Annotated in this window: 20 protein-coding genes; 12 read left to right on the top strand and 8 right to left on the bottom strand. The window is 65.9% G+C overall.

What is annotated here, in order from left to right:
* Window positions 1–9: 9 nt before the first annotated feature.
* From E5F05_RS13940 to E5F05_RS13925, 4 genes are all read right to left on the bottom strand, one after another.
* Entirely contained in the window at window positions 10–1404 is a 1395-nt protein-coding gene (locus tag E5F05_RS13940; protein WP_129119238.1) for an FAD-dependent oxidoreductase, read from the bottom strand.
* 64 nt (window positions 1405–1468) lie between these two features.
* Window positions 1469–2392: a carbohydrate ABC transporter permease gene (locus E5F05_RS13935; RefSeq protein WP_129119237.1), complete on the bottom strand. Its 924-nt coding sequence runs from the start codon at window positions 2390–2392 to the stop codon at window positions 1469–1471.
* On the bottom strand, window positions 2385–3317 hold the full coding sequence (locus E5F05_RS13930) for a carbohydrate ABC transporter permease (RefSeq protein ID WP_129119236.1): 933 nt from the start codon (window positions 3315–3317) through the stop codon (window positions 2385–2387). Before E5F05_RS13930 ends, E5F05_RS13935 begins: the two co-directional genes overlap by 8 nt.
* 104 nt (window positions 3318–3421) lie before the next feature.
* The gene (locus E5F05_RS13925; protein ID WP_164973486.1) at window positions 3422–3667 is read right to left on the bottom strand and encodes a hypothetical protein; all 246 of its coding nucleotides are present in this window, start codon (window positions 3665–3667) and stop codon (window positions 3422–3424) included.
* 220 nt (window positions 3668–3887) lie between these two features.
* Here E5F05_RS13925 and icd point away from each other — a divergent pair, with 220 nt between their 5' ends.
* From icd to E5F05_RS13895, 6 genes are all read left to right on the top strand, one after another.
* Window positions 3888–5150 (top strand): NADP-dependent isocitrate dehydrogenase, encoded by a 1263-nt coding sequence (icd, locus tag E5F05_RS13920; protein WP_129119234.1) that lies wholly within the window; start codon window positions 3888–3890, stop codon window positions 5148–5150.
* 173 nt (window positions 5151–5323) lie between these two features.
* Window positions 5324–6493 (top strand): hypothetical protein, encoded by a 1170-nt coding sequence (locus E5F05_RS13915; RefSeq protein ID WP_241687164.1) that lies wholly within the window; start codon window positions 5324–5326, stop codon window positions 6491–6493.
* A 60-nt stretch (window positions 6494–6553) separates the two neighbouring features.
* The gene (locus tag E5F05_RS13910) at window positions 6554–6781 is read left to right on the top strand and encodes a hypothetical protein (protein ID WP_129119233.1); all 228 of its coding nucleotides are present in this window, start codon (window positions 6554–6556) and stop codon (window positions 6779–6781) included.
* The gene (locus E5F05_RS13905; RefSeq protein ID WP_129119232.1) at window positions 6778–7542 is read left to right on the top strand and encodes a class I SAM-dependent methyltransferase; all 765 of its coding nucleotides are present in this window, start codon (window positions 6778–6780) and stop codon (window positions 7540–7542) included. Before E5F05_RS13910 ends, E5F05_RS13905 begins: the two co-directional genes overlap by 4 nt.
* 117 nt (window positions 7543–7659) lie before the next feature.
* A complete protein-coding gene (locus E5F05_RS13900) occupies window positions 7660–9192 on the top strand; it encodes a B12-binding domain-containing radical SAM protein (RefSeq protein WP_164973485.1) in 1533 nt (510 codons plus the stop codon).
* 116 nt (window positions 9193–9308) lie between these two features.
* Window positions 9309–9980, top strand: a complete 672-nt coding sequence (locus E5F05_RS13895; protein ID WP_164973484.1) for an HAD family hydrolase — start codon at window positions 9309–9311, stop codon at window positions 9978–9980.
* Window positions 9981–10025: 45 nt separating this feature from the next.
* Here the strand turns inward: E5F05_RS13895 and E5F05_RS13890 are convergent, their stop codons facing one another.
* A complete protein-coding gene (locus E5F05_RS13890) occupies window positions 10026–11192 on the bottom strand; it encodes a cation:proton antiporter (RefSeq protein WP_129119229.1) in 1167 nt (388 codons plus the stop codon).
* A gap of 123 nt (window positions 11193–11315) precedes the next feature.
* A complete protein-coding gene (locus tag E5F05_RS13885; protein ID WP_129119228.1) occupies window positions 11316–11804 on the bottom strand; it encodes a cation:proton antiporter regulatory subunit in 489 nt (162 codons plus the stop codon).
* A 119-nt stretch (window positions 11805–11923) separates the two neighbouring features.
* On the opposite strand from E5F05_RS13885, the gene E5F05_RS13880 reads away from it, so the two are divergent.
* From E5F05_RS13880 to lysX, 6 genes are all read left to right on the top strand, one after another.
* The gene (locus E5F05_RS13880; RefSeq protein ID WP_129119227.1) at window positions 11924–13210 is read left to right on the top strand and encodes a 3-isopropylmalate dehydratase large subunit; all 1287 of its coding nucleotides are present in this window, start codon (window positions 11924–11926) and stop codon (window positions 13208–13210) included.
* A 144-nt stretch (window positions 13211–13354) separates the two neighbouring features.
* Window positions 13355–13858 carry a hypothetical protein gene (locus E5F05_RS13875; protein WP_129119226.1) on the top strand — a complete coding sequence of 168 codons (504 nt, stop codon included), beginning with the start codon at window positions 13355–13357 and terminating at the stop codon, window positions 13856–13858.
* Window positions 13859–14018: 160 nt separating this feature from the next.
* Window positions 14019–14540 (top strand): LeuD/DmdB family oxidoreductase small subunit, encoded by a 522-nt coding sequence (locus E5F05_RS13870; RefSeq protein WP_129119225.1) that lies wholly within the window; start codon window positions 14019–14021, stop codon window positions 14538–14540.
* 9 nt (window positions 14541–14549) lie between these two features.
* A complete protein-coding gene (locus tag E5F05_RS13865; RefSeq protein ID WP_129119224.1) occupies window positions 14550–14882 on the top strand; it encodes a hypothetical protein in 333 nt (110 codons plus the stop codon).
* A 66-nt stretch (window positions 14883–14948) separates the two neighbouring features.
* Window positions 14949–15122, top strand: a complete 174-nt coding sequence (gene lysW / locus E5F05_RS13860) for a lysine biosynthesis protein LysW (protein WP_129119223.1) — start codon at window positions 14949–14951, stop codon at window positions 15120–15122.
* A 73-nt stretch (window positions 15123–15195) separates the two neighbouring features.
* Window positions 15196–16080 (top strand): lysine biosynthesis protein LysX, encoded by an 885-nt coding sequence (gene lysX / locus E5F05_RS13855; protein WP_129119222.1) that lies wholly within the window; start codon window positions 15196–15198, stop codon window positions 16078–16080.
* A 61-nt stretch (window positions 16081–16141) separates the two neighbouring features.
* Here lysX and E5F05_RS13850 read toward each other — a convergent pair whose 3' ends face one another.
* Both E5F05_RS13850 and E5F05_RS13845 read right to left on the bottom strand, forming a co-directional pair.
* A complete protein-coding gene (locus E5F05_RS13850; RefSeq protein WP_129119221.1) occupies window positions 16142–16777 on the bottom strand; it encodes a hypothetical protein in 636 nt (211 codons plus the stop codon).
* 2 nt (window positions 16778–16779) lie between these two features.
* A complete protein-coding gene (locus E5F05_RS13845; protein ID WP_164973482.1) occupies window positions 16780–18864 on the bottom strand; it encodes an outer membrane protein assembly factor BamB family protein in 2085 nt (694 codons plus the stop codon).
* Window positions 18865–19215: the final 351 nt, after the last annotated feature.

Raw genomic sequence — 19215 nt, 5'->3', positions numbered from 1 at the left:
GGTGACAGGTTACACATTCCCGCCCAGCCGCCGCATCTCCGTCTGGAGGGCCGGAATATCCACTGCCCGCACCTCCCCGCCGTGGTCCCGCGCCGCCCACGCCGCCGCGATCCCCGCCGCCTCGCCCATCGTGTGACAGTTCTGCTGCACGCGGATGGCCGATTGCGCCTCGAAGGTGCTGCTGGCCGCCCGCCCTGGCACCAGCACGTTGCGCAGGCCCACCGGCACCGGCGCCCGGTACGGCAGGTCGTGATAGGCGTCGGGGGCAAAGTAGGGCGCCGCGCCGTCCCGCTCGTGCAGCAGCCGTGCCCCACCCTTGACGCTGTGAATGTCCACCGGATAGTGGTTCCGGCAGATGCTGTCCGGAAAGCGGCGGCAATCGAGAATGTCCTCCAGCGTCAGCGTGTACTCCCCCACGATCCGCCGCGTCTCGCGCACCCCCACCATCATGGCGACGGTGCCGATGTACGCGGTTTCGCAGCCCGGCAGGGACGCGCGGCAGAAGGCCGTCAGCCGGTCGATGGCCGCCCGCCCGTCCGTCTGCGCCGCCGAGAGGTGCCAGGGATCGGAGCCGTCGTTCAGGTCCGCCCGGATGCGCGGGCAGTTGAAGCTGATCTCGCCGGGCCGCCCCGGCACGCTGAAGCCCTGGAAGTAATCTCCGTCCCGCTCCTCCAGCACGCCCGCCGCCACCGCTTCCCGAAAGAGCGGCTCCAGGCTGGACTTCCGCCCCCACACCATCCAGAAGTGCAGGAAGTCGGGCGAGGCCTGGGGCTGCCCGTGTCTGCCAAGAAAGGCGCAGAGCCGCGCGGTATCCACCCCCGCCAACGTGAAGCGCAGGCTCATCGCCTGGTGCACGCCGTCCTCGTCGCCCGCGTGGAAGGGAGCCCCGGCCCGCATCACCACATCCGCATCTCCCGTCGCGTCGATCAAGACGCCCGCGCGGAAGGCTTGCAGGCCGCCCTTGTTGTGCAGGACGAGTGCGGTGACGGCTTGCGGCTTGTCGCTTGTGGCCTGTGGGGAAAGGATGGGCGCGACCACGTGTGTGTGGTACAGCACCTCGCCGCCCGCTTCCAGCAACATCTGCTCCAGCACCATCTTCAGCCCTTCGGGGTTGAACCAGTTGTCGTTGCCGTTCGCGTCGGTGGCCCCGTCGCCCCGTGCGTGCAGCCGCACCTTCAGTTCGTCCGTCAGCCCCCGGTTCAGGTTCTGCCCGCCTGACACGTTCCGCATTAGCGGCGTGACCCAGGCGTTCGTGCCGGTCCCACCCAGGCTCCCCAGCGCCTCCACGACGAGCACCCGCACCCCCGCTCGCGCCGCCGCGATGCCCGCGATGGCCCCGGCAGTGCCGCCCCCGGCCACGATCACGTCCCAGGTGCGGGGTTCGGTCTGGTAGGGGAGATTCACCGTCTCTCCCTACAACGCGAGGTGGTAGGCCCCACTAACCACTGACCACGCACCACTTCCCCGCTCACCCCTTTACCGCCCCCTCGATCCCCTTCATGAAGTACCGCTGCCCGAAAGCGAAGATCACCAGGATGGGCAGGACCGTGATCACCGCCCCCGCCATCACCGCGCGCGAGTTGGTGCTGAAGGTGCCTGACAGTTCCAGCAGGCCCGCCGAGAGCGGCATCAGGTTCTTGTCCGGCAGCATGATCCGCGCCCACAGGAAGCTGTTCCAGTACGCCACGAACTCCAGAATGCCGAAGGCCACGATGGTTGGCAGCGCCAGCGGCAGCATGATCCGCCGCCAGATAGTCAGCTCCTTCGCCCCGTCGATGCGCGCCGCCTCGATCAGCTCGACCGGTACCCCCAGGTATGCCTGACGCAGCAGGAACAGCCCCACGATGCTGGCGATGCTCGGCAGCACCACCGCCGCGTACTGCCGAATCGCGTCGATGACCGGATTCGTCTGTTGCAGCAGCCCCAGCTTGATGGTCGTGATGTAGTTGACGATCAACCCCGCCTCGTTGGGCAGCACCATCAGCACCAGGATGGCGTAGAAGATCAGGTCGCGCCCCGGAAAACGCATCTTGGCGAGCGGATACGCCGCCAGCGCCGCCAGCGTGACGGTCAGGGTCACGCCCGCCGTGCAGATGATGAGGCTGTTCAGGATCAGCCGCCAGAATGGGACGGTCGTCCCCGTCAGCACCTCCACGTAATTCTTCAGGCTGACGCCGCTCGGCAGCAGCTTCGCCTGGTAGATGTTCCCGGTCGGTTCCAGACTGGTGATGAGGGTCCAGTAGAACGGGTAGAGCATGATCAGGGCAATGACGATCAGCACGGCGTAGGCCGCGAGATTCGCCACCCGGTCCTTGCGCCGCTTCCGCGCCTTGAGATCGGCGGCGGCCCGGTTGATCGCTGACGGTTGACCGCTGGTCGCTCTCTCAAGCATCCGCCTTCCCCCCCCGCGTCAGTTTGAAGTTCAGCAGCCCGAACAGAATGCTGATCACGGCGATGATGAGCCCGGCCGCCGCCGCCAGCCCGTACTGGAAGTCCACAAAGGCCCGCGAGTACGTGTAGAAAAGGGCCGTGTAGGTACTTCCGGCGGGGCCGCCCTGCGTCATCACGTAAATCTCCTCGAACACCTTGATCGCGCTGATGGTCGAGAGCAGGCTGCACACCAGAATGGTCGGGCGCAGGCCCGGCAGCGTCACGTTCAGAAAGACCTGCCAGCGGGTCGCGCCGTCGATCACGGCGGCCTCCTCCAGTTCCCTGCCAATTGCCTGCAAGCCCGCCAGATACAGCACCATGTAATACCCGATGCCCTTCCACAGCGTCACGAACATCACGGCGTAGAGGGCCGTGAAGGGGTTGTTCAGCAGGCTGCCGCCCCGGTGCAGCCCCAGGAATCCCAGCACCGCGTCCACCGGCCCGTCCTGCTGGTACATCCATGTCCAGATCAGGCCGACGACCGCGAAGCTGGTCACCACCGGCACGTAATAGGCGGTGCGGAAAAAGCCGATGCCCTTCAGCGGCCGGTTCACCAGCAGGGCGACCCCGATGGCGAGAATCTGAATCACCGGCACGACCAGGATGTACTTCAGGCTGTTTTTCAGCCCCGACCAGAACTGGCTGTCGGCGGCGAGCGTGCGGAAGTTCTCCAGCCCCACCCATTCGGGCGGGCTGATGATGTTGTACTTGGTAAAGGCCAGGTAGGTGCCGAAAAAGACCGGCCAGGTGTGATACAGGACGAGCAGGACGAGGAAGGGCAGCATGAAGGCGTAGGCGATCAGGGTATTTCGCACGGTCACGCGCGCCCCCGTTCCGCCCCGCGCGTGCTGCGCCCGGCGCGACTCACGCCGTGGGGTGGTGGTCATGAGGGGCAGTCTACGCATCCGCCGCGCCCCCTGGCATGAAAAACCGGCCACCCTATTGAGGTGACCGGCCCCCTTCGGCTGGGGCTTTCAGGCTTTGCTGGAGGTCAGTGGCCGTCGCCGTCCTGCGCCTCGCGCTTGCCCTCGTTGTACTCGGCGTGCGCCTCGGCGTTGTGGACCTCGGCCTTGGCGCGGTCCTCGGCGGCCTCGGCCTTGTCCTTCAGGTTGTCGGCGGTGCCCCCGAAGTTGCTGGCGATGTCGTGCCCGGCGGCGCGGGCGCGGTCAGCGCCTTCCTTCAGCTTGGCTCCGGCGGCGTCGGCCATATTCTCCAGCGCGCTTTTGTCATCACTCATCAGTGTGAACCTCCTGGTTGTGGATTCCCGCTTGGGTGCGAGCAGCATCGCGCGCCCGGCTGCCGCCCAGGTGAAGGGCGGCTTCAGCTCTTCATTACCATTTCCCTAGCTCAACCTTGAGGAACGGGACAGGCGCGAAATGTTGGACCGCGTGTACACCCCCAGGGTAACAGGAACACCGATTCCCCCCCAGGCGGCGCGGGGGTAGAGTTGGACCGTCATGACCCAGCTTTCCGACCAGCACATCAAGGTGCCCACACAGGGCGAGAAGATTCGCATGGAGGGCGGCAAGCTCGTCGTGCCCTCCCGTCCCGTCATCCCCTTCGTCGAGGGCGACGGCACTGGCCCCGACATCTGGCGCGCCTCGGTGCGCGTGTTCGATGCCGCCGTCGAACAGGCCTATGGCCGGGAGAAGAAGATCGAGTGGATGGAAGTCTACGCGGGCGAAAAGGCGCTGGAGGTCTACGGCGAGGGCGAGTGGCTGCCCCAGGGCACGCTCGACGCCTTCAACGAGTACCTCTTCGGCATCAAGGGGCCGCTGACCACGCCGGTCGGGACCGGCATCCGTTCCATCAACGTCGCGCTGCGGCAGATGCTCGACCTCTACGCCTGCGTGCGCCCGGTGCAGTACTTCCCCGGCGTGCCCAGCCCCGTCAAGCGCCCCCAGGACGTGGACATGGTGATCTTCCGTGAGAACACCGAAGACATCTACGCCGGGATCGAATACAAGGCCGGAACGCCCGACGCGATCAAGCTGCGCGACTTCCTGATCAACGAACTGGGCGTCAACAAGATCCGCTTCCCCGAAACGTCCTCTCTGGGCGTCAAGCCCGTGTCGCAGGAAGGCACGGAGCGGCTGGTGCGCGCGGCCATCGAGTACGCCATCCAGAACGGCCGCAAGAGCGTCACCCTGGTCCACAAGGGCAACATCATGAAGTTCACCGAGGGTGGCTTCCGCGACTGGGGCTACGACCTCGCCAAGCGCGAATTCGGCGGTGTGGAACTCGACGGCGGCCCCTGGCTCCAGCTTCCGAACGGCATCGTGATCAAGGACGTGATCGCGGACAACTTCCTCCAGCAGATCCTGCTGCGCCCCACCGAGTATGACGTGATCGCCACCACCAACCTCAACGGCGACTACATCTCGGACGCGCTGGCCGCGCAGGTGGGCGGCATCGGCATCGCGCCCGGTGCCAACATCAACTACCAGACCGGCCACGCGATCTTCGAGGCCACGCACGGCACCGCGCCCAAGTACGCCGGGAAGGACGTGATCAACCCCTCGTCGGTGATCCTCTCCGGCGAGATGATGCTGCGTTACATGGGCTGGGTCGAGGCCGCCGACCTGATCCTGAAGGGCCTGGAACAGACCATCGGGCAGAAGTACGTGACCTACGACTTCGCCCGCAACATGGAAGGTGCTACCGAGGTGAAGACCAGCCAGTTCGCGGACAAGATCATCGAGAACATGCGCCAGGCGTAAACGCGGCAAAGAGCGCAACAGGGCAGAGGGTCAGGGCGACTCTCTGCCCTGTTGCGCTGCGTCCTCCGGCCCCCGTCGCCCTGAGGCGGCCTTGTGGCCCCGTGTGACAGGCCGCACAATGAGAAGCGATCAGCTCCTACCGGCCCACCGGACCCAAGCGGAGGAAAGGAACCATGCGTCAGCACTCCCTGATGACGGGACTTGCGGCCCTCACCGCCGCCGCGCTCGCGACCGTGCCCACCCCCGGCGCCCCTCCCGGCCTCGATCCCGCGCGGCCCGTGCGCGAACTCCAGCTGGCCGCCGCGCCCGACGGGTCCCTGGTCCTCGCCGTCATCGCGGACGTGGGCACGGTCAGTAGTGGGCGCGGCACCTTCACCGCGCGTGAGCTGACGGCGTGGCGGCAGGCGGGCGGCACCTGGCAGGCGCTGGGCGGGGTCCTCAACTACGACCGCCCCCGCCCGATCTCCAACCTCAACCTGGCCATGGACGAGCGCGGCGCGCCCATCCTCGTGTGGAACGAGAACTACGGCGACAACGACGTGGTGGTGTTCCGCGCCTTTCTGAACGGCAACTGGACGGACTGGCGGACGCGCTACCTCGGGGATGACCTGCCCTACGCGGCCAGGACGCGGGCAGTGGCCGCGCGCCGCGGCGAGCCGGTGCTGGCGTGGGGCGAATCTCTCCGCAGGCCCTACGGCAGCCGCCTGACGGTCCGGACCTGGGACGAGCAGGCGAAGGTCTGGACGCGGAGTGAGCCTTTCAACGATATCCGCGCCTTTTCCCGCACGCCCGCGCTCGCCCTGGACCGTGCTGGACAGCCCGTCGTGGCGTGGTTGCAGGGGGACGTCCTTTCCAGCAACGTGTACGTGAAGCGCGGGACCGGGGAAGGCTGGGAAGCTCTCGGCGGAGCACTCAACCGTCACCCGAACACGTACGTCGCCTCCACCCGCCTGGTGCTGGACGCCCAGGAGCGCCCCATCGTGGCCTGGCTGGAGGACGTGAGCGGCCAGGACGGCCTCTTCGCCTCGCGCTGGGACGGGCAAACCTGGGTGCCCCTGGGTGGGAGGATCGGCGCCGGGTCCGCCTCTGCCCCGTCGTTGGCGGTGGACCCCCAGGGGCGTCCGGTGGTCGCCTGGGTGGAAGAGCGCGGCGGGATGGGCCACGTGAACCTCGCCCGCTGGGACAATCAGGTCTGGCAGGACCTGGGGCCGGTGAACCTTGACCCCCGGCGTGATGCCCGTTCCCCCTCGGTGGCGGTGGACGCCTCGGGCGCCGTGGTGCTGGCCTGGCGGGAGGACGTGGGGGGCGTGTACCGGGTGCAGGTCCGGCGTTTTGCCCCTTGAGCCGGACTGGCGGTGGCCGAACCGGGTTGAAGTGGGGCGGGCAGGCGGTAGACTCCCGCCATGACGCGCCTCCTGTTCGCCCTCGCCGGAGTGGTGCTGCTGGCCCTCACGGCGCTGGCGCTGCTCTGGCTGGCCGGGCAACTGCTGGTGGGCCTGGGTGCCTTCGTGGTCGGTGTCACCGCCGTGCTGGTGCGGCTGCTGAGCTTCCTGATCGTGGCGGGTGGGCTGGGCGGCCTCGCCTACTTCATCGCGAGTGCCTGGCGCCCCGCCCGTGAGGTCAGGCGTTGACGGCCCCCGACCGTTTCCTGGGCCGGGCAGGCGTGTACGCGCAGGCCCGGCCTCGCTATCCGGATGCGCTCGGCGCTTGGCTGGCGGAACGGAACCTGCTCGCGGGCGGCGTGGCCGATGTGGGCGCGGGCACCGGCCTGTTCACCCGCCTGCTGCTGCGGCACGCCGCGCAGGTTCACGCCGTCGAGCCGAATCCCGAGATGCGCGCCCGGCTGGCCGAGGAGCTGGCCGATCAGGCGGCGGCGGGGCAATTGACGGTGCATGACGGGACCAGCGAGGCCACCGGCCTGCCGGAGAAGTGCGTCTCCCTCGTCACCGCCGCCCAGGCGGCCCACTGGTTCAAGCCCGAACCGACTGTGCGGGAGTTCCGCCGCATCCTGCGCCCCGGCGGGCATGTCCTGCTCGTCTGGAACGACTGGCGGGGCGAGGACACGCCGTTCAACGTGGCTTACGGGGAGGCGGTCGCCCGCTTTACCGAACCTGGCGTGCCCCAACTCGCCACCCGCGTCCCAGAAGCCGAACTGCCCCAGTTCATGCCCGGCGGCTTCGAGCGTGTCATGTTTGAAAATCCCCTCCCCCTCACCCGCGAGCGGCTCCACGCCCTCGCCGCCAGCGTCAGCTACCTGCCCTCGCCCGAGGACGCGGCTTACCCGGCGATGACGCAGGCCCTCGACGCCCTCTTCGGCGCCTATCAGCAGGGGGGCACGGTCACACTCGCCTACCGCACGCACGCCTTTGCGGGCCGCCTGGATACCCCGTGATCCGCGCTTCAGTTCAGAAAACAAGATGGGATACAATAAGCGGCTGTGACGCGCGCTGCCCCTTGAGTGTCTGAAGCTCTCCGGCGCCGCTGCGCTCTTTGGTGAATGGGAGGCTTTTTGAGTTACTGGCGCACTGAAATCAAACCGTTGCTGGACGCGGAGACGGGCACCCTCTTCAAGCAGGCGCCCATCCGCGTCACGCTGGCGTTCCCGAACCGTTACAGCGTCGGCATGGCGTCTCTCGGCTATCAGGTCATCTACCGCATGTTCAATCAGGAGGAGGGCGTCGCCTGCGAGCGTGCCTTCCTGCCCGACGATGTGGACGCCTTCGAGCGCACGGGGCAGCCCCTCCCCACCGTCGAGTCGGGCCGTGCGGCGGGCGACTGTGAACTGTTCGCCCTGAGCGTCTCGTTCGAGCTGGACCTGACGAATATCATCCGCACGCTGGACGTGGCCGGAATGCACCCGCTGCGCGAGGAGCGCGACGACACCGACCCCATCGTGATGATCGGGGGACCCTTCACGTCCTCCAACCCCTATCCGCTGACGCCCTTCGCGGACGTGATCGTGATCGGGGACGGTGAGCAGATCGTGCCGGTGGTGGCGGGGGCGCTGCGCGAGGCCAGCACCCGCGAGGAGTTCTACGACCTGATCGACGGGATGCCGGGTATCTTCCTGCCCGCGCGCCACGTCCACGAGCCGACCTGGGCGACGGCGCCCAAGGAACTCCTCCCGGCCTATTCTCAAATCGTCACGCCCCACAGCGAACTCAGCAACATGTTCCTGGTCGAGGCGCAGCGCGGTTGCCCGCGCCCCTGCACCTTCTGCCTGGCCCGCACCATGTACGGCCCCAACCGCAACAACCAGGCGCAGGAACTGCTGGACGTGATTCCCGACTGGGCGGAGAAGGTCGGCCTGGTCGGCGCGGCCCTCTCCGACTTCCCGCACACCAAGTTTGTCGGCCGCACCCTCACCGAGCGCGGTATCAAGCTGGGCGTGAGCAGCATCCGCGCCGATACCGTGGACGAGGAACTGGCCGCTATCCTGAAGGCGGGCGGCCTGCGGACCTTCACCGTCGCCTCCGACGCCCCCTCCGAACGCCTGCGCCGCTGGCTGAAGAAGGGCATCACCACCGAAGACCTCGTCAAGACCGCGCAGATCAGCCGCGACCTGGGCTTTTCCGGCATCAAGGTCTACATGATGATCGGCCTCGGCCCGGAGAACGACGACGACATCACCGAGCTGATCTCGTTCACCAAGGACCTGGCGAAGATCAACCGCGTCGCCCTGGGCATCAGCCCCTTCGTCCCCAAGCGCCACACGCCGCACTTCGCGGACCCCTTCGCGGGCGTGCAGACCATCGAGAAGCGTCTCAAGCGCATCCAGAAGGAACTGCGGACCACCGCCGAACTCCGCAATGTGTCCGCCAAGTGGGCCTGGGTGGAATCGGTGATCGCGCGCGGCGGCCCCGAAGTGGGGCTGGCCGCCTACCAGATTTACCACAACGAGAGCATCGGTGCCTGGAAAAAGGCCCTGGAGGAAGTCGGCTGGCGCGACGAGTTCGAGACGAACGCGCCCGTGATCGAGCTGCCACCGGGGCAGTACGCGGCGAAAGAGGTCAGTGCGCACGCGCAGGGGCTGGCGGTCTGACTACTTGAACACGAGGCAGCCGCTTTCAGAATGGGGCGGCCCTCTTGTTCGGTGCTCTCTGGTTGTACAATCTACCCACTTTGTCCCGTCGCCCGTTTGGTGATTTCAGGGCTATCGTGTTCGACTTCGATGGAACCCTCACGGATTTCGTCGCTTCGGACCTTCAGGCCCTGTCACACCTCCACCGGCATGCCGGAGTGGAAACGCCACTCGACACCTTTATCGAGGCGAGCGTGGACGCAATCATGTCCTTTCATGGGCGAGTGGAGCAGGGATCCTCCAATCCCCTGCTGATGCACCTTGAACGCCTGCAGGCGACGTTTGCCCACTGTGGCGCGGAGTGGCGTGAAGAGTATGTGGCGGTGTACCGGGACCAGTTGGTAACTTCCTGCGCTCCCAGCGTGGGAGCGGTGAAACTGTTGCGTGCCCTGCAACCACACTTCAAGCTTGGACTCCTGACCAATGCCTACGACGGCAAGGAGCAGCGGGCCCGCCTGGAATGGAGTGGCCTAGACCGGTATTTCTCGGTGGTGGTGGTCTCCGGCGAGGTCGGCATCTTCAAGCCGGACCCCCAAATCTTTCACCATACTCTGGACCTGCTTGGCGTAGAGCCGCATGAGGCTCTGTACGTAGGGGATTCGCCTTCGCATGACGTGGAGGGTGCGGTGGCCGCTGGAATGTCGGCTGTTCTGATACGCCGTGGACCGGCTCATCCCCGCGCCTTTCTGACGGTGTCTACGCTTAACGAGATCCTTTCTTTGTGCAGCGCTGAGATGACCGCTACCTAAGGAGGAACGCGCGTTCCTGGGTCATCTGCGCCGCGCGGCCAATCCCTAACCCGCCCGCATCTCCCGCAACCTTCTATCGAACAGCGGTGCGAGTTGCGCGTCGAAGCGGGCCAGCACCGGCCCCAGGATCGCGGTCAGCAGCACGTACACGGCGGCCAGCGGCCCCAGCGTGGGCGCGAGGCCCAGGCCCAGCCCGGCGATCAGGATGCTGAACTCGCCGCGCGGAATCAGGGTGGTGCCCGCGCGGTAGCGTCCGCGTGTCTGCACGCCTGCCTGGGCCGCCCCCCACCAGCCGGTGAAAAACTTGGTGGCGCTGGTGATCACGGTCAGCAGCAGGGCCGGAAGCAGCACGCCCGGTACGCTCCCCAAGTTCAGTTGCAGCCCGAAGAACACGAAGAACACGGCGGCGAAGAGGTCCCGCAGCGGCTCGATCAGGTGCCGTGCGCGGTCGGCCACCTCGCCGGAGAGGGCAATGCCCACCAGAAAGGCCCCGATGGCGGCGGACACCTTCAGCAGATCGGCGGCCCCCGCCACGACCAGCACCAGCCCGAACACGCTGAGCAAGAGTGCCTCGTTGCTCTGGGCGTTCACCAGGCCGCTCAGGACGTACCCGTAACGCAGCGCCAGAAAGAACGCCACGGCAAACGCGGCGAGCGCCACCAGCAGATTGACGCCGATGGCCGCGAGTGTCCCGCCGATCAGCAGCGCGGCGACCACCGGCAGATAGGCCGCCATCGCCACGTCCTCCAGCACGCAGACGGCCAGAATCACCGGCGTCTCGCGGTTGCCCAGGCGGCCCAGGTCGCCCAGAATCTTGCTGGCGATCCCGCTGGAACTGAGGTAGGTCACGCCCCCCAGCAGCACGGCGGCCAGCGGCGGAAAGCCCAGCAGGAACCCCGCCAGCAGCCCCGGCGTGAAGTTCAACCCCAGGTCCAGCACCCCCACCTGCCGGTTCGCCTGGAGGTTGTCCCGCAGTTCCTGGCTGGTGTACTCCAGACCCAGCGCGAACAGCAGCAGGACCGCGCCGATCTCCGCGCCGATGTGAATGAATTCCTCGGGCGCGTCGCCCAGGTGCATAAAGGCGCCCAGGCCGATGCCCGCGAGCAGATACAGCGGGATGGGCGTGATCCCGAGCCGTCCGGCGGCCCGGCCGACAAAGGCCAGCGCGAGCACCACCGCGCCCAGTTCCAGAAACAGTTGAGCCAGGGGCAAAAGAACCTCCGAAAAAGAAAGAAGGGGCGAAAAAAAGAAGCACGAAAACAGGAAAGCGGAGTCCAGAAATCTGAAAGAGCCGTCTGAACGTCCGGTCGCCGCGACGGCCGGACAAGGGAAGGTTCAGTCCTCGCCGCTGAGCAGCTTCGCGGCCCTGACCACGCCGCCCGGCGTCCCGACCACGACGACCGTATCCCCGGCGAGCAGCGGGAACTCTGGGCCGGGGGCAGGGATGGCCTGCCCGTCCCGCATCACGGCCACGATGCTCGCGCCGGTGCGGGTCCGCATCATGGTGTCGCCCAGGGGATGCCCGGCATACGGGCTGGTGCCCGGCACATTCACCCAGTCCATCGCCAGCCCCTCGATATCCTGCGTGAGCTTGCTGACATGGCGGGTGATGGTGCTGCCGCCCAGCAGGTCCGCGACTGCCTCCGCCTCCTCGTCGCTCAGCACGATGCTCTGCGCGCAGGCGTCCGGGTCGTCACGCCGCGAGACGAAAATCTCCCGCCGTCCGTCGCGGTGCGTGATCACGCCCACGCGCTTGCCGAAGCGTCCGTCAAAGTCGTACCGCACGCCCACACCGGGCAGCGGCGTCTCTTCCAGTTTCACCATACCGGCAGGATATGCCGGGACTCCCCCGCGCACTGTGTCACTTATCAAATGACAGGCGACTTCCCCCTTTGAGCAGTCAAGCTCACACCTCTGCTGCCGGTTCACGCGAGAATGGCGGCATGAGCATTTCCTCCCCCCGCCCTCCCGGAAGGCCACAGACGATGGCGGAAAAAATCCTTTCGCGGCGCGGCAGCCAGACCGTGTACGCGGGCGACCTCGCCGTTGTGGACGTGGATCAGGTGATGGTCGTGGACTCCATCGCGCAGAGCTTCATCCAGCGGATGGAAGAAGACCTGGCCGCCACGCCAAAGTTCCCCAGGCGCGTGTCCATCGTCGTGGACCATGTCGCCCCCGCCTCCACCGTCAGCGTCGCGCAGGCGCAGAAGGAGGCCCGCGAGTATGCCGCGAAGACGGGCGTGCGCCTCTTCGACGTGGGGCGCGGCATCTGCCATCAGGTCCTGATGGAAGAACGCCTCGCGCAGCCCGGCTGGATCGTGCTGGGGTCGGACAGCCACTCGACCACCTACGGCGCGGTCGCCGCCTTCGGTACCGGCATGGGCGCGACCGACATCGCCCTCGCCGCCGCCAGCGGCAAGACCTGGCTGCGGGTGCCCGAAAGCGTGAAGGTGACCTTCACCGGAGAACTCCAGCCGGGCGTGACCGCCAAGGACGCCGCCCTGGAAATGATCCGCGTCCTGGGGGCCGACGGCGCCACCTACCAGAGCATCGAGATGCACGCCGGGGACCGCTTCACGCGCGGCGAACGGATGACGCTCGCGAACCTGTGCGTGGAGGCGGGCGCGAAGGCGGGCCTGGTGGTGCCCGGCGGCGAAATCCTGACGGACTACGGCTACGACATCCCCGACTGGGTGTACCCCGATCCGGGCGCAACCTACGTCCGTGAGGTCGAGCTTGACCTCTCCGCCCTGCGTCCCCGCATGAGTGCCCCCAGCGAAGTGGACAACGTCCACGACGTGACCGAACTGCGCGGCCTGAAGGTGGATCAGGTTTTCATCGGCACCTGCACGAATGGCCGCCTGGAAGACCTGCACGCTGCCGCCGAGGTGTTGCGGGGTCAGAGGGTCAACCCCGCCACGCGCCTCCTCGTCATCCCCGCCAGCAGCGAGGTGATGGAGGCGGCGATGCAGGACGGCACCCTGCTGACCCTGATGCAAGCGGGCGCGGTGCTGGGGACCCCCGGCTGCGGTCCCTGCATGGGCCGTCACCAGGGCGTGCTGGCCCCCGGCGAGGTCTGCGTTTCCACCTCCAACCGCAACTTCATCGGGCGGATGGGCGACAAGGACGCCAAGATTTACCTCGCCTCGCCCGCGGTGGCGGCGGCGACGGCGGTGATGGGGAAGATTGCTTTGCCGGAGGATGTGGCGCAGCCGGTCGGTGCCGTTTGATGCGGAAGTGTTCCCTCCAGACGTTAGTGTCCAGACGAGAATCAGCGCCACTGTGAGACTAGGGGCAGATTATAGGCATAACGCACATCTGTCCGCTGAGCAACAGCTTATTAAGAGCATCGAGAAGCATCTGGAGAACCGAAAATGATGAACGGATCTGGTACGTACCGAAGTTCTTCAAGTTTAAGTTTGGAGGCTAAAGTCGCCTCTCAATTAAGTGTCTATCTGGAGGAGACTTCTGTTGATTCGGAGTTCAAGGTAGAACCGTCCGCAGACCTCAGCTATCTGTTGGAATTGTATATTCCTCAACTACTTTCTCATAGTTATTCAGAATGGGAAAGAGAAAGTCTGGATGGTGTATTTTTAACCAGCGCACGGAAGACTGGATTGGGAACTGCCGAACTCATCGGTATGTGCATTTTAATTAGTGACCAGACCGTGACGCCTTTTTTTATTCGCCTAGTCCTCGCGTCATCGCGCGACTCAGTAGCGTCGTATCAGGTGCTTTTAGGTGAGCCAGGGGGTGGTCGCCTTGGAATCTCTGGGCCGCCTTGTAAATCACCAGATGCTCAAAGGCTGCTAGAAACCGTTGGTACACGCCTAAATAACATTCGTTGGTCATACGCAACAACGAGTGATACAAACTGAGACGGGCAAGAGTGATTTATATGTTCAAACCTGCGAATCATTTCTTTTAATCTTGGAAGTTACCTATAACAATTCTCTGGTAAAGTCAGACACGTGCTCTGTATGTTTCTTGGAATATTTGGCTGGCATGGCTTGAGTATATAACGATAGGAGAACAACTATGCCCCGTATCTGGAAATTTGGCGACTCCGTCAACACCGACGACATCCTCCCCGGCAAGTTCGCGCCCTTCATGGCGGGCGAGGACGTGTTTCAAAGCTACGCCTTCCACTACATCCGCCCGGAGTTTGCTTCACAGGTCCAGCCCGGCGACGTGCTGATCGGTGGACGCAACTGGGGCCTGGGCAGCAGCCGCGAGTACGCGCCGCAAGCCCTCAAGAAGCTCCGCATCGGCGGCATCATCGCGCCCTCCTTTGCCCGCATCCACTACCGCAACCTGCTGAATCTGGGCATTCCCGCCTTCGAGGCGGACCTGACCGGGGTACTGGAGGACGGCGACGAGGTGAGCCTGGATGTGGAAACGGGCCTGCTGACGTATGCGCGCGGCACGGTCCAGCTTCCGCCGCCGCCCGAGTTCCTGCGCGAAGCTCTGCGCGAGGGCAGCATCCTGGCCTTCTTCAAGAGGTACGGACGTTTTCCCGGCGAACAGCCCGGCGAACCGGCAGGGGAGGGCGGCCCGTAAACTGGGCGTATGGCCACCCTGGAGATTGTCTGCCCCGTCTGCGCCGAGCTGCTCGAACTCACCGACGAGGACCGCGCCGAGTTGGAGGTGGGGGACGTAATCGTCTGCGATTCCTGCAATGCCGAGATGGAAGTCACCCGCAACGGCGCGGGCGAGGACTTCGAGCTGGAGCTGCTGGGCGTCCTGACCACCTGCCCCAACTGCGGTGAGGAATTCGACGTGACCGACGAGATGCTGGCGGACGCGCCGACCATAGAGGGCCAGGACGGGGTGGCCGCCACCCTGATCCCCTGCCCCCACTGCCGCGCCCAGATCGAACTGGAGTTCGAGGAAGTGGAATGACTCGCCTAGACAATAACGTCTGAAATCTTTCTCGCCCGCTAGCCTGTCACTTGCAAGGAGCTAAGCATGTCGATCATTCAATTTGAAAACCCCGAGACGGGCGCGATCATCGAACTCACCGACCCCGAACTGGGCGAACTGGTCATCGACGACGAGACCGGCGTGGAATACGAGGTCGTGTCGGTGGACCCCCCCCGCCTGGAACTCGCCCCGCAGGAAGCGGAGGACTGGGGCGAGTGAGGTGTTGGGGATTAGGGGTTAGGTATTAGGAACAACCTAACCTCTAACGCCTCACCCCTCACCCCTTTCCCTTATGGCCGAACTCGCCGTCCTCTACGACCGAATCCGCCCCGACGAGAAGATGCTGTTCGAGGCGCTCGATGCTCTCGGCGTGCCCTATGACAAGGTGTACACGCCGCACCTGCGCGTGACTTTCGATGAAGAGGGCCGCGCCCAGGTACCCTGGCGGGTCGCGCTGGAACGCTGCGTGAGCCAGACGCGCGGGCACGCCGTCACGCGGGCGCTGGAGGGCCTGGGCGTGCAGGTGATCAACCCCTCGCACGTCATCGAGCTGTGCGGCGACAAGCTCGCCACGAACGCGGCCCTGGCCCGCGCCGGTCTGCCCACGCCGCGCACCGGCGTCGCCTTCGACGGCGAGGCCGCCCTCGCCCTAATCGAGGAACTCGGTTATCCCGTCGTCCTGAAGCCCACCGTCGGTTCCTGGGGCCGCATGGTCAGCCGCATCAATGACCGCGATGCCGCCGAGGCGATCATCGAACACAAGGAGGTGCTGGGCGGACCGCAGCACGGCGTCTTCTACATGCAGGAGCTGATCCGCAAGCCTCAGCGCGACATCCGCGCCTTCGTGGTTGGTGGGGAATGCATCGGCGCGATCTACCGCACCTCCGAACACTGGATCACCAACACGGCGCGGGGCGCGAAGGCCAGCAACTGCCCGGTCACCCCCGAGATCGCCGACCTCGCAGGCCGTGCCGCCGCCGCCGTCCAGGGTGAGATCGTCGCCATCGATCTGGTCGAGGACCCGCAGCGCCGCAATGAGTGGGGCGGCCTCCTTGTGATCGAGATCAACCACACGATGGAGTTCAAGAACTCGGTTAGCACGACCGGTGTGGACATCCCGCGCAAGATGGGCGAATACGCCCTGAGCCTGCTGGGCTGCCTGGCCCACTCGATCTGAACCTCATTCAGAACCTGCGGCGGCCTCCACTCCACTGGAAGGCCGCCGCAGCCCGCCTGTTTCAGCGGTAGAGGGTCAGATTCACCGGGATATTGAAGGCCTTGCCGCTCGGATCGGTGAAGCTGAGTGTTCCCTTCGCCGCCGTCAGGTTCTTGGGAAGCTGAAAGCGGTAGGTGACCGTGCCGGTAAAGCGCAGGCCCGGCTCGCCCACCGTCCTCGGATACGACGAGATTGAGGCGCCCGACTTTGTGGTGGCGACCGGACGCAGGGTGACGCCGCCCAACCGCAGGCGGGCCGGGCCGAATCGGTTCAGGAAGTTCTGGTCTTCGGGCTTGAGTCCGTGGGCGAACACGATAAAGTCCACGCCGTAATCGGGCAGCTCCGCGCGTTGACGGGCCTGCTGCGGGGTGATCGGGTCCTCCCCGTACTTGCTGAGAAAACTCTCGTAGCGGGTGCGCTCGTAGGGCGTGCCGATGGTCACCGCATCCACGGCGCCGTTCTGCGGCTCCAGTTTCAGCGTATCGGCCACGACATACAGGGTGTAGGGCTTCAGCGGATAGCCGGAGTCGCGGTTCTCGGCCAGGCGCTGTCCCTCGTCAAAGGCGCTCTGGAGGAGCGAGGCATTCAGCGCGGGCACGTAGGCCAGGGCCGAACCGGCGATCAAGAGGGTGAGGAGGGGAGGCAAGAAGCGCGGCATCCCTATTCCTTCGGAACCTGGAACACGAAGATGGTGGGCGACCCGGTGGTGAGCCAGATGCTGCGCGAGGCGTTGCCGGACGTGACCGCCACGTACTGCTGACCGTCCACCGTGTACGTCACCACGCCGCCCGCGATGGCGCCGCCAGTGCGGAACTTGTACAGCGTGTCGCCGTTCTTGGCGTCAAGGGCCACGAAATCGCCGTTCTGGTCGCCGGTGAAGAGAACCCCGCCCGCCGTGGGCGTAACCGCCGAGATCATCGGGGTGGGCATCTTCTTGCTCCACAGCGGATTGCCGGTGGTCGCGTCATAGGCACGGACCCAACCGCGGGCGTCCTTGACCGGGTCGAAGGTCGCGTCGCCCCCGAAGTACAGGCTGCCTTCCACGTAGCGGGTTTCGCCGATCTTGTAGGTCGCGCACCAGTCCACACTGTTGACGTACAGCACCTTCTGCTGGGGATCGAGCGCCGGGCCATTCCACTCCACGCCGCCCAGGATGCCGGGGCAGTCGCGGCGCCCGGTCAGGCTGACCGGCTTGTCCGAGTTCAGGTGGGTGGTCGTCTGCTGCTTGCTGATCAGCTTGTGGGTCACGCGGTCGTAGAGGTACAGCCAGCCGCCCTTGTTGGCCACCGCCATGTACTTCCCGCCGTCCAGGTCGTAGACGATGGGCGCCGCCGCCGTGTCCCAGTCGTGGGTGTCGTGCGGCACCTGCTGGGCGTACCAGGCGAGCTTGCCGGTCTTCGCGTTCAGCACGACCACCGAGTCGGTGTAGAGGTTGTCGCCGGGCCGCAGGCCCCCGTTGAAGTCCGGCGCGGGGTTGCCGATGCTCACGTACAGCAGGTCGTTGGGCGGATCGAGCGTCAGGGAAGTCCAGATGGAGCCGCCGCCGTGTTCCGCCCCCCTCTTCCAGGTATCCGCGCCCGGCTGGTTGCCGGTGGGAATCACGTCGAAGGTCCAGACGGGTTTGCCGGTGTTCGCGTCGAAGGCCCGGACATGCCCGTTGGCGCCCCAGTCCGCCCCCGCTTCGCCGATAAAGACCAGCCCGTTCGCGGCGATGGGGGCCGCCGACAGGAAGTAACCCTTGGCACTGTCCGCCACCCAGTTGTCCCACAGCACCTTGCCGTTGGCCGCGTCCAGCGCGAGCAGGTGGCCGTCGGTCGTTCCCCGGAACAGTTTGCCGTCGTAGAGGGCGACGCCGCGGTTGGCGGGCTGGGGTTCCGGTCCCTTGGGCGTGTAGTCGTATTCCCAGAGTTTGGTACAGGTATCGGCCTTCAGCGCGTAGGTGTTGCGCGGTGTGGTGATGTACATGCGGCCCTGGTACACCACCGGCCCCGTCTGGAAGCTGCCGATCTCACCGAGCTGATAGACACATTTGACTTGGAGGTTCTTGGCGTTGTCGGTCGTGATCTGGTTCAGTGCCGAGTATCGCTGGCCCCGGTAGTCGCCGTTGTACATCATCCAGTCGGCATCCACGTTCTTCAGCAGTTCGGCCTGGCTGGGCGCGTTGCCGCTCGCCTGCTTGACCGTCCCCATGACCTTGGGCAGGTCGGTGGGCGCGGGCTGGGCTGCCTGGGCCTGGCCGGTCGCGCCCTTTCCGGCGTTCCCCTGCTCGGTGGGCGGCTTGTTCAGCTTGGCCGACATGACGGCGGTGGTGAGGGCCTGGTTGGAGGTGCGGTAGCCGTTTTTCGACAGGATGTACGCCGTCACGTCCAGGTACTGCTGCTGCGTGAGGCTGCCCGGCGCCGTCAGCGGCATGTGCTTGGAAATCACCTCGTACAGGTCCGCCAGCGGATGCTGCCCATTGGCCCACTTCTGGAGAAAGCCGCTCCCCGCCAGCGCCGGACCCGAGACGCCTTGCAGATTGCCCCCGTGGCAGGACTGGCATTGCCCGGCGTACACCTGCTGGCCCCGGCTGACCTGGGCCGCCGTGAAGGGCGGGTTGTTCCCCGCCGCCGTCTTGGCGGTGGTCTGCGCGGTCGTCTGGGTGGGCGTCTGTGAATTGGCCCCCGCCTGCGCGGGTTTCTGAGCCGCCTGGGCCGCCGCCTGCGTGACGGTCGGGGGCCGGACGGCCAGGGCGACCGACAGCATCGCGACCGCGACACCTCCGGCAAGGATGAGGGGACCTGTCCGGCGAGACGTATCTGACTGCATACATTCCTCCAAGGTGTGCCGTCGAGCGAGAGGCGGAGAGGTGCGGGTGCGGTTCCTCCACTGGGGTAAACGGGTTTTGTCCCTGCTTTTCAAGCTACGCCCATGGAGGTTGGAGAGGCGGCATGATAAAGGCACGGTTACGGCGGCCAGCATTCCCGGACGCTTCACCTGTGCCCCGGGTGCGGGGCAACTGCAACGTCCGGTTTTGGAAGTGCTCGGCCCGGTTCACTCCTCAGTCAGCTTCGCTGACAGCTCCCCGGGGAGGGAGCCAGGAACGTCGTTTGCCCT

Source organism: Deinococcus metallilatus (genome assembly GCF_004758605.1).
Classification (GTDB): Bacteria; Deinococcota; Deinococci; order Deinococcales; family Deinococcaceae; genus Deinococcus; species Deinococcus metallilatus.
Note: the sequence above shows the minus strand (reverse complement) of the source record. Positions and strands in the feature narration are given on the sequence as shown.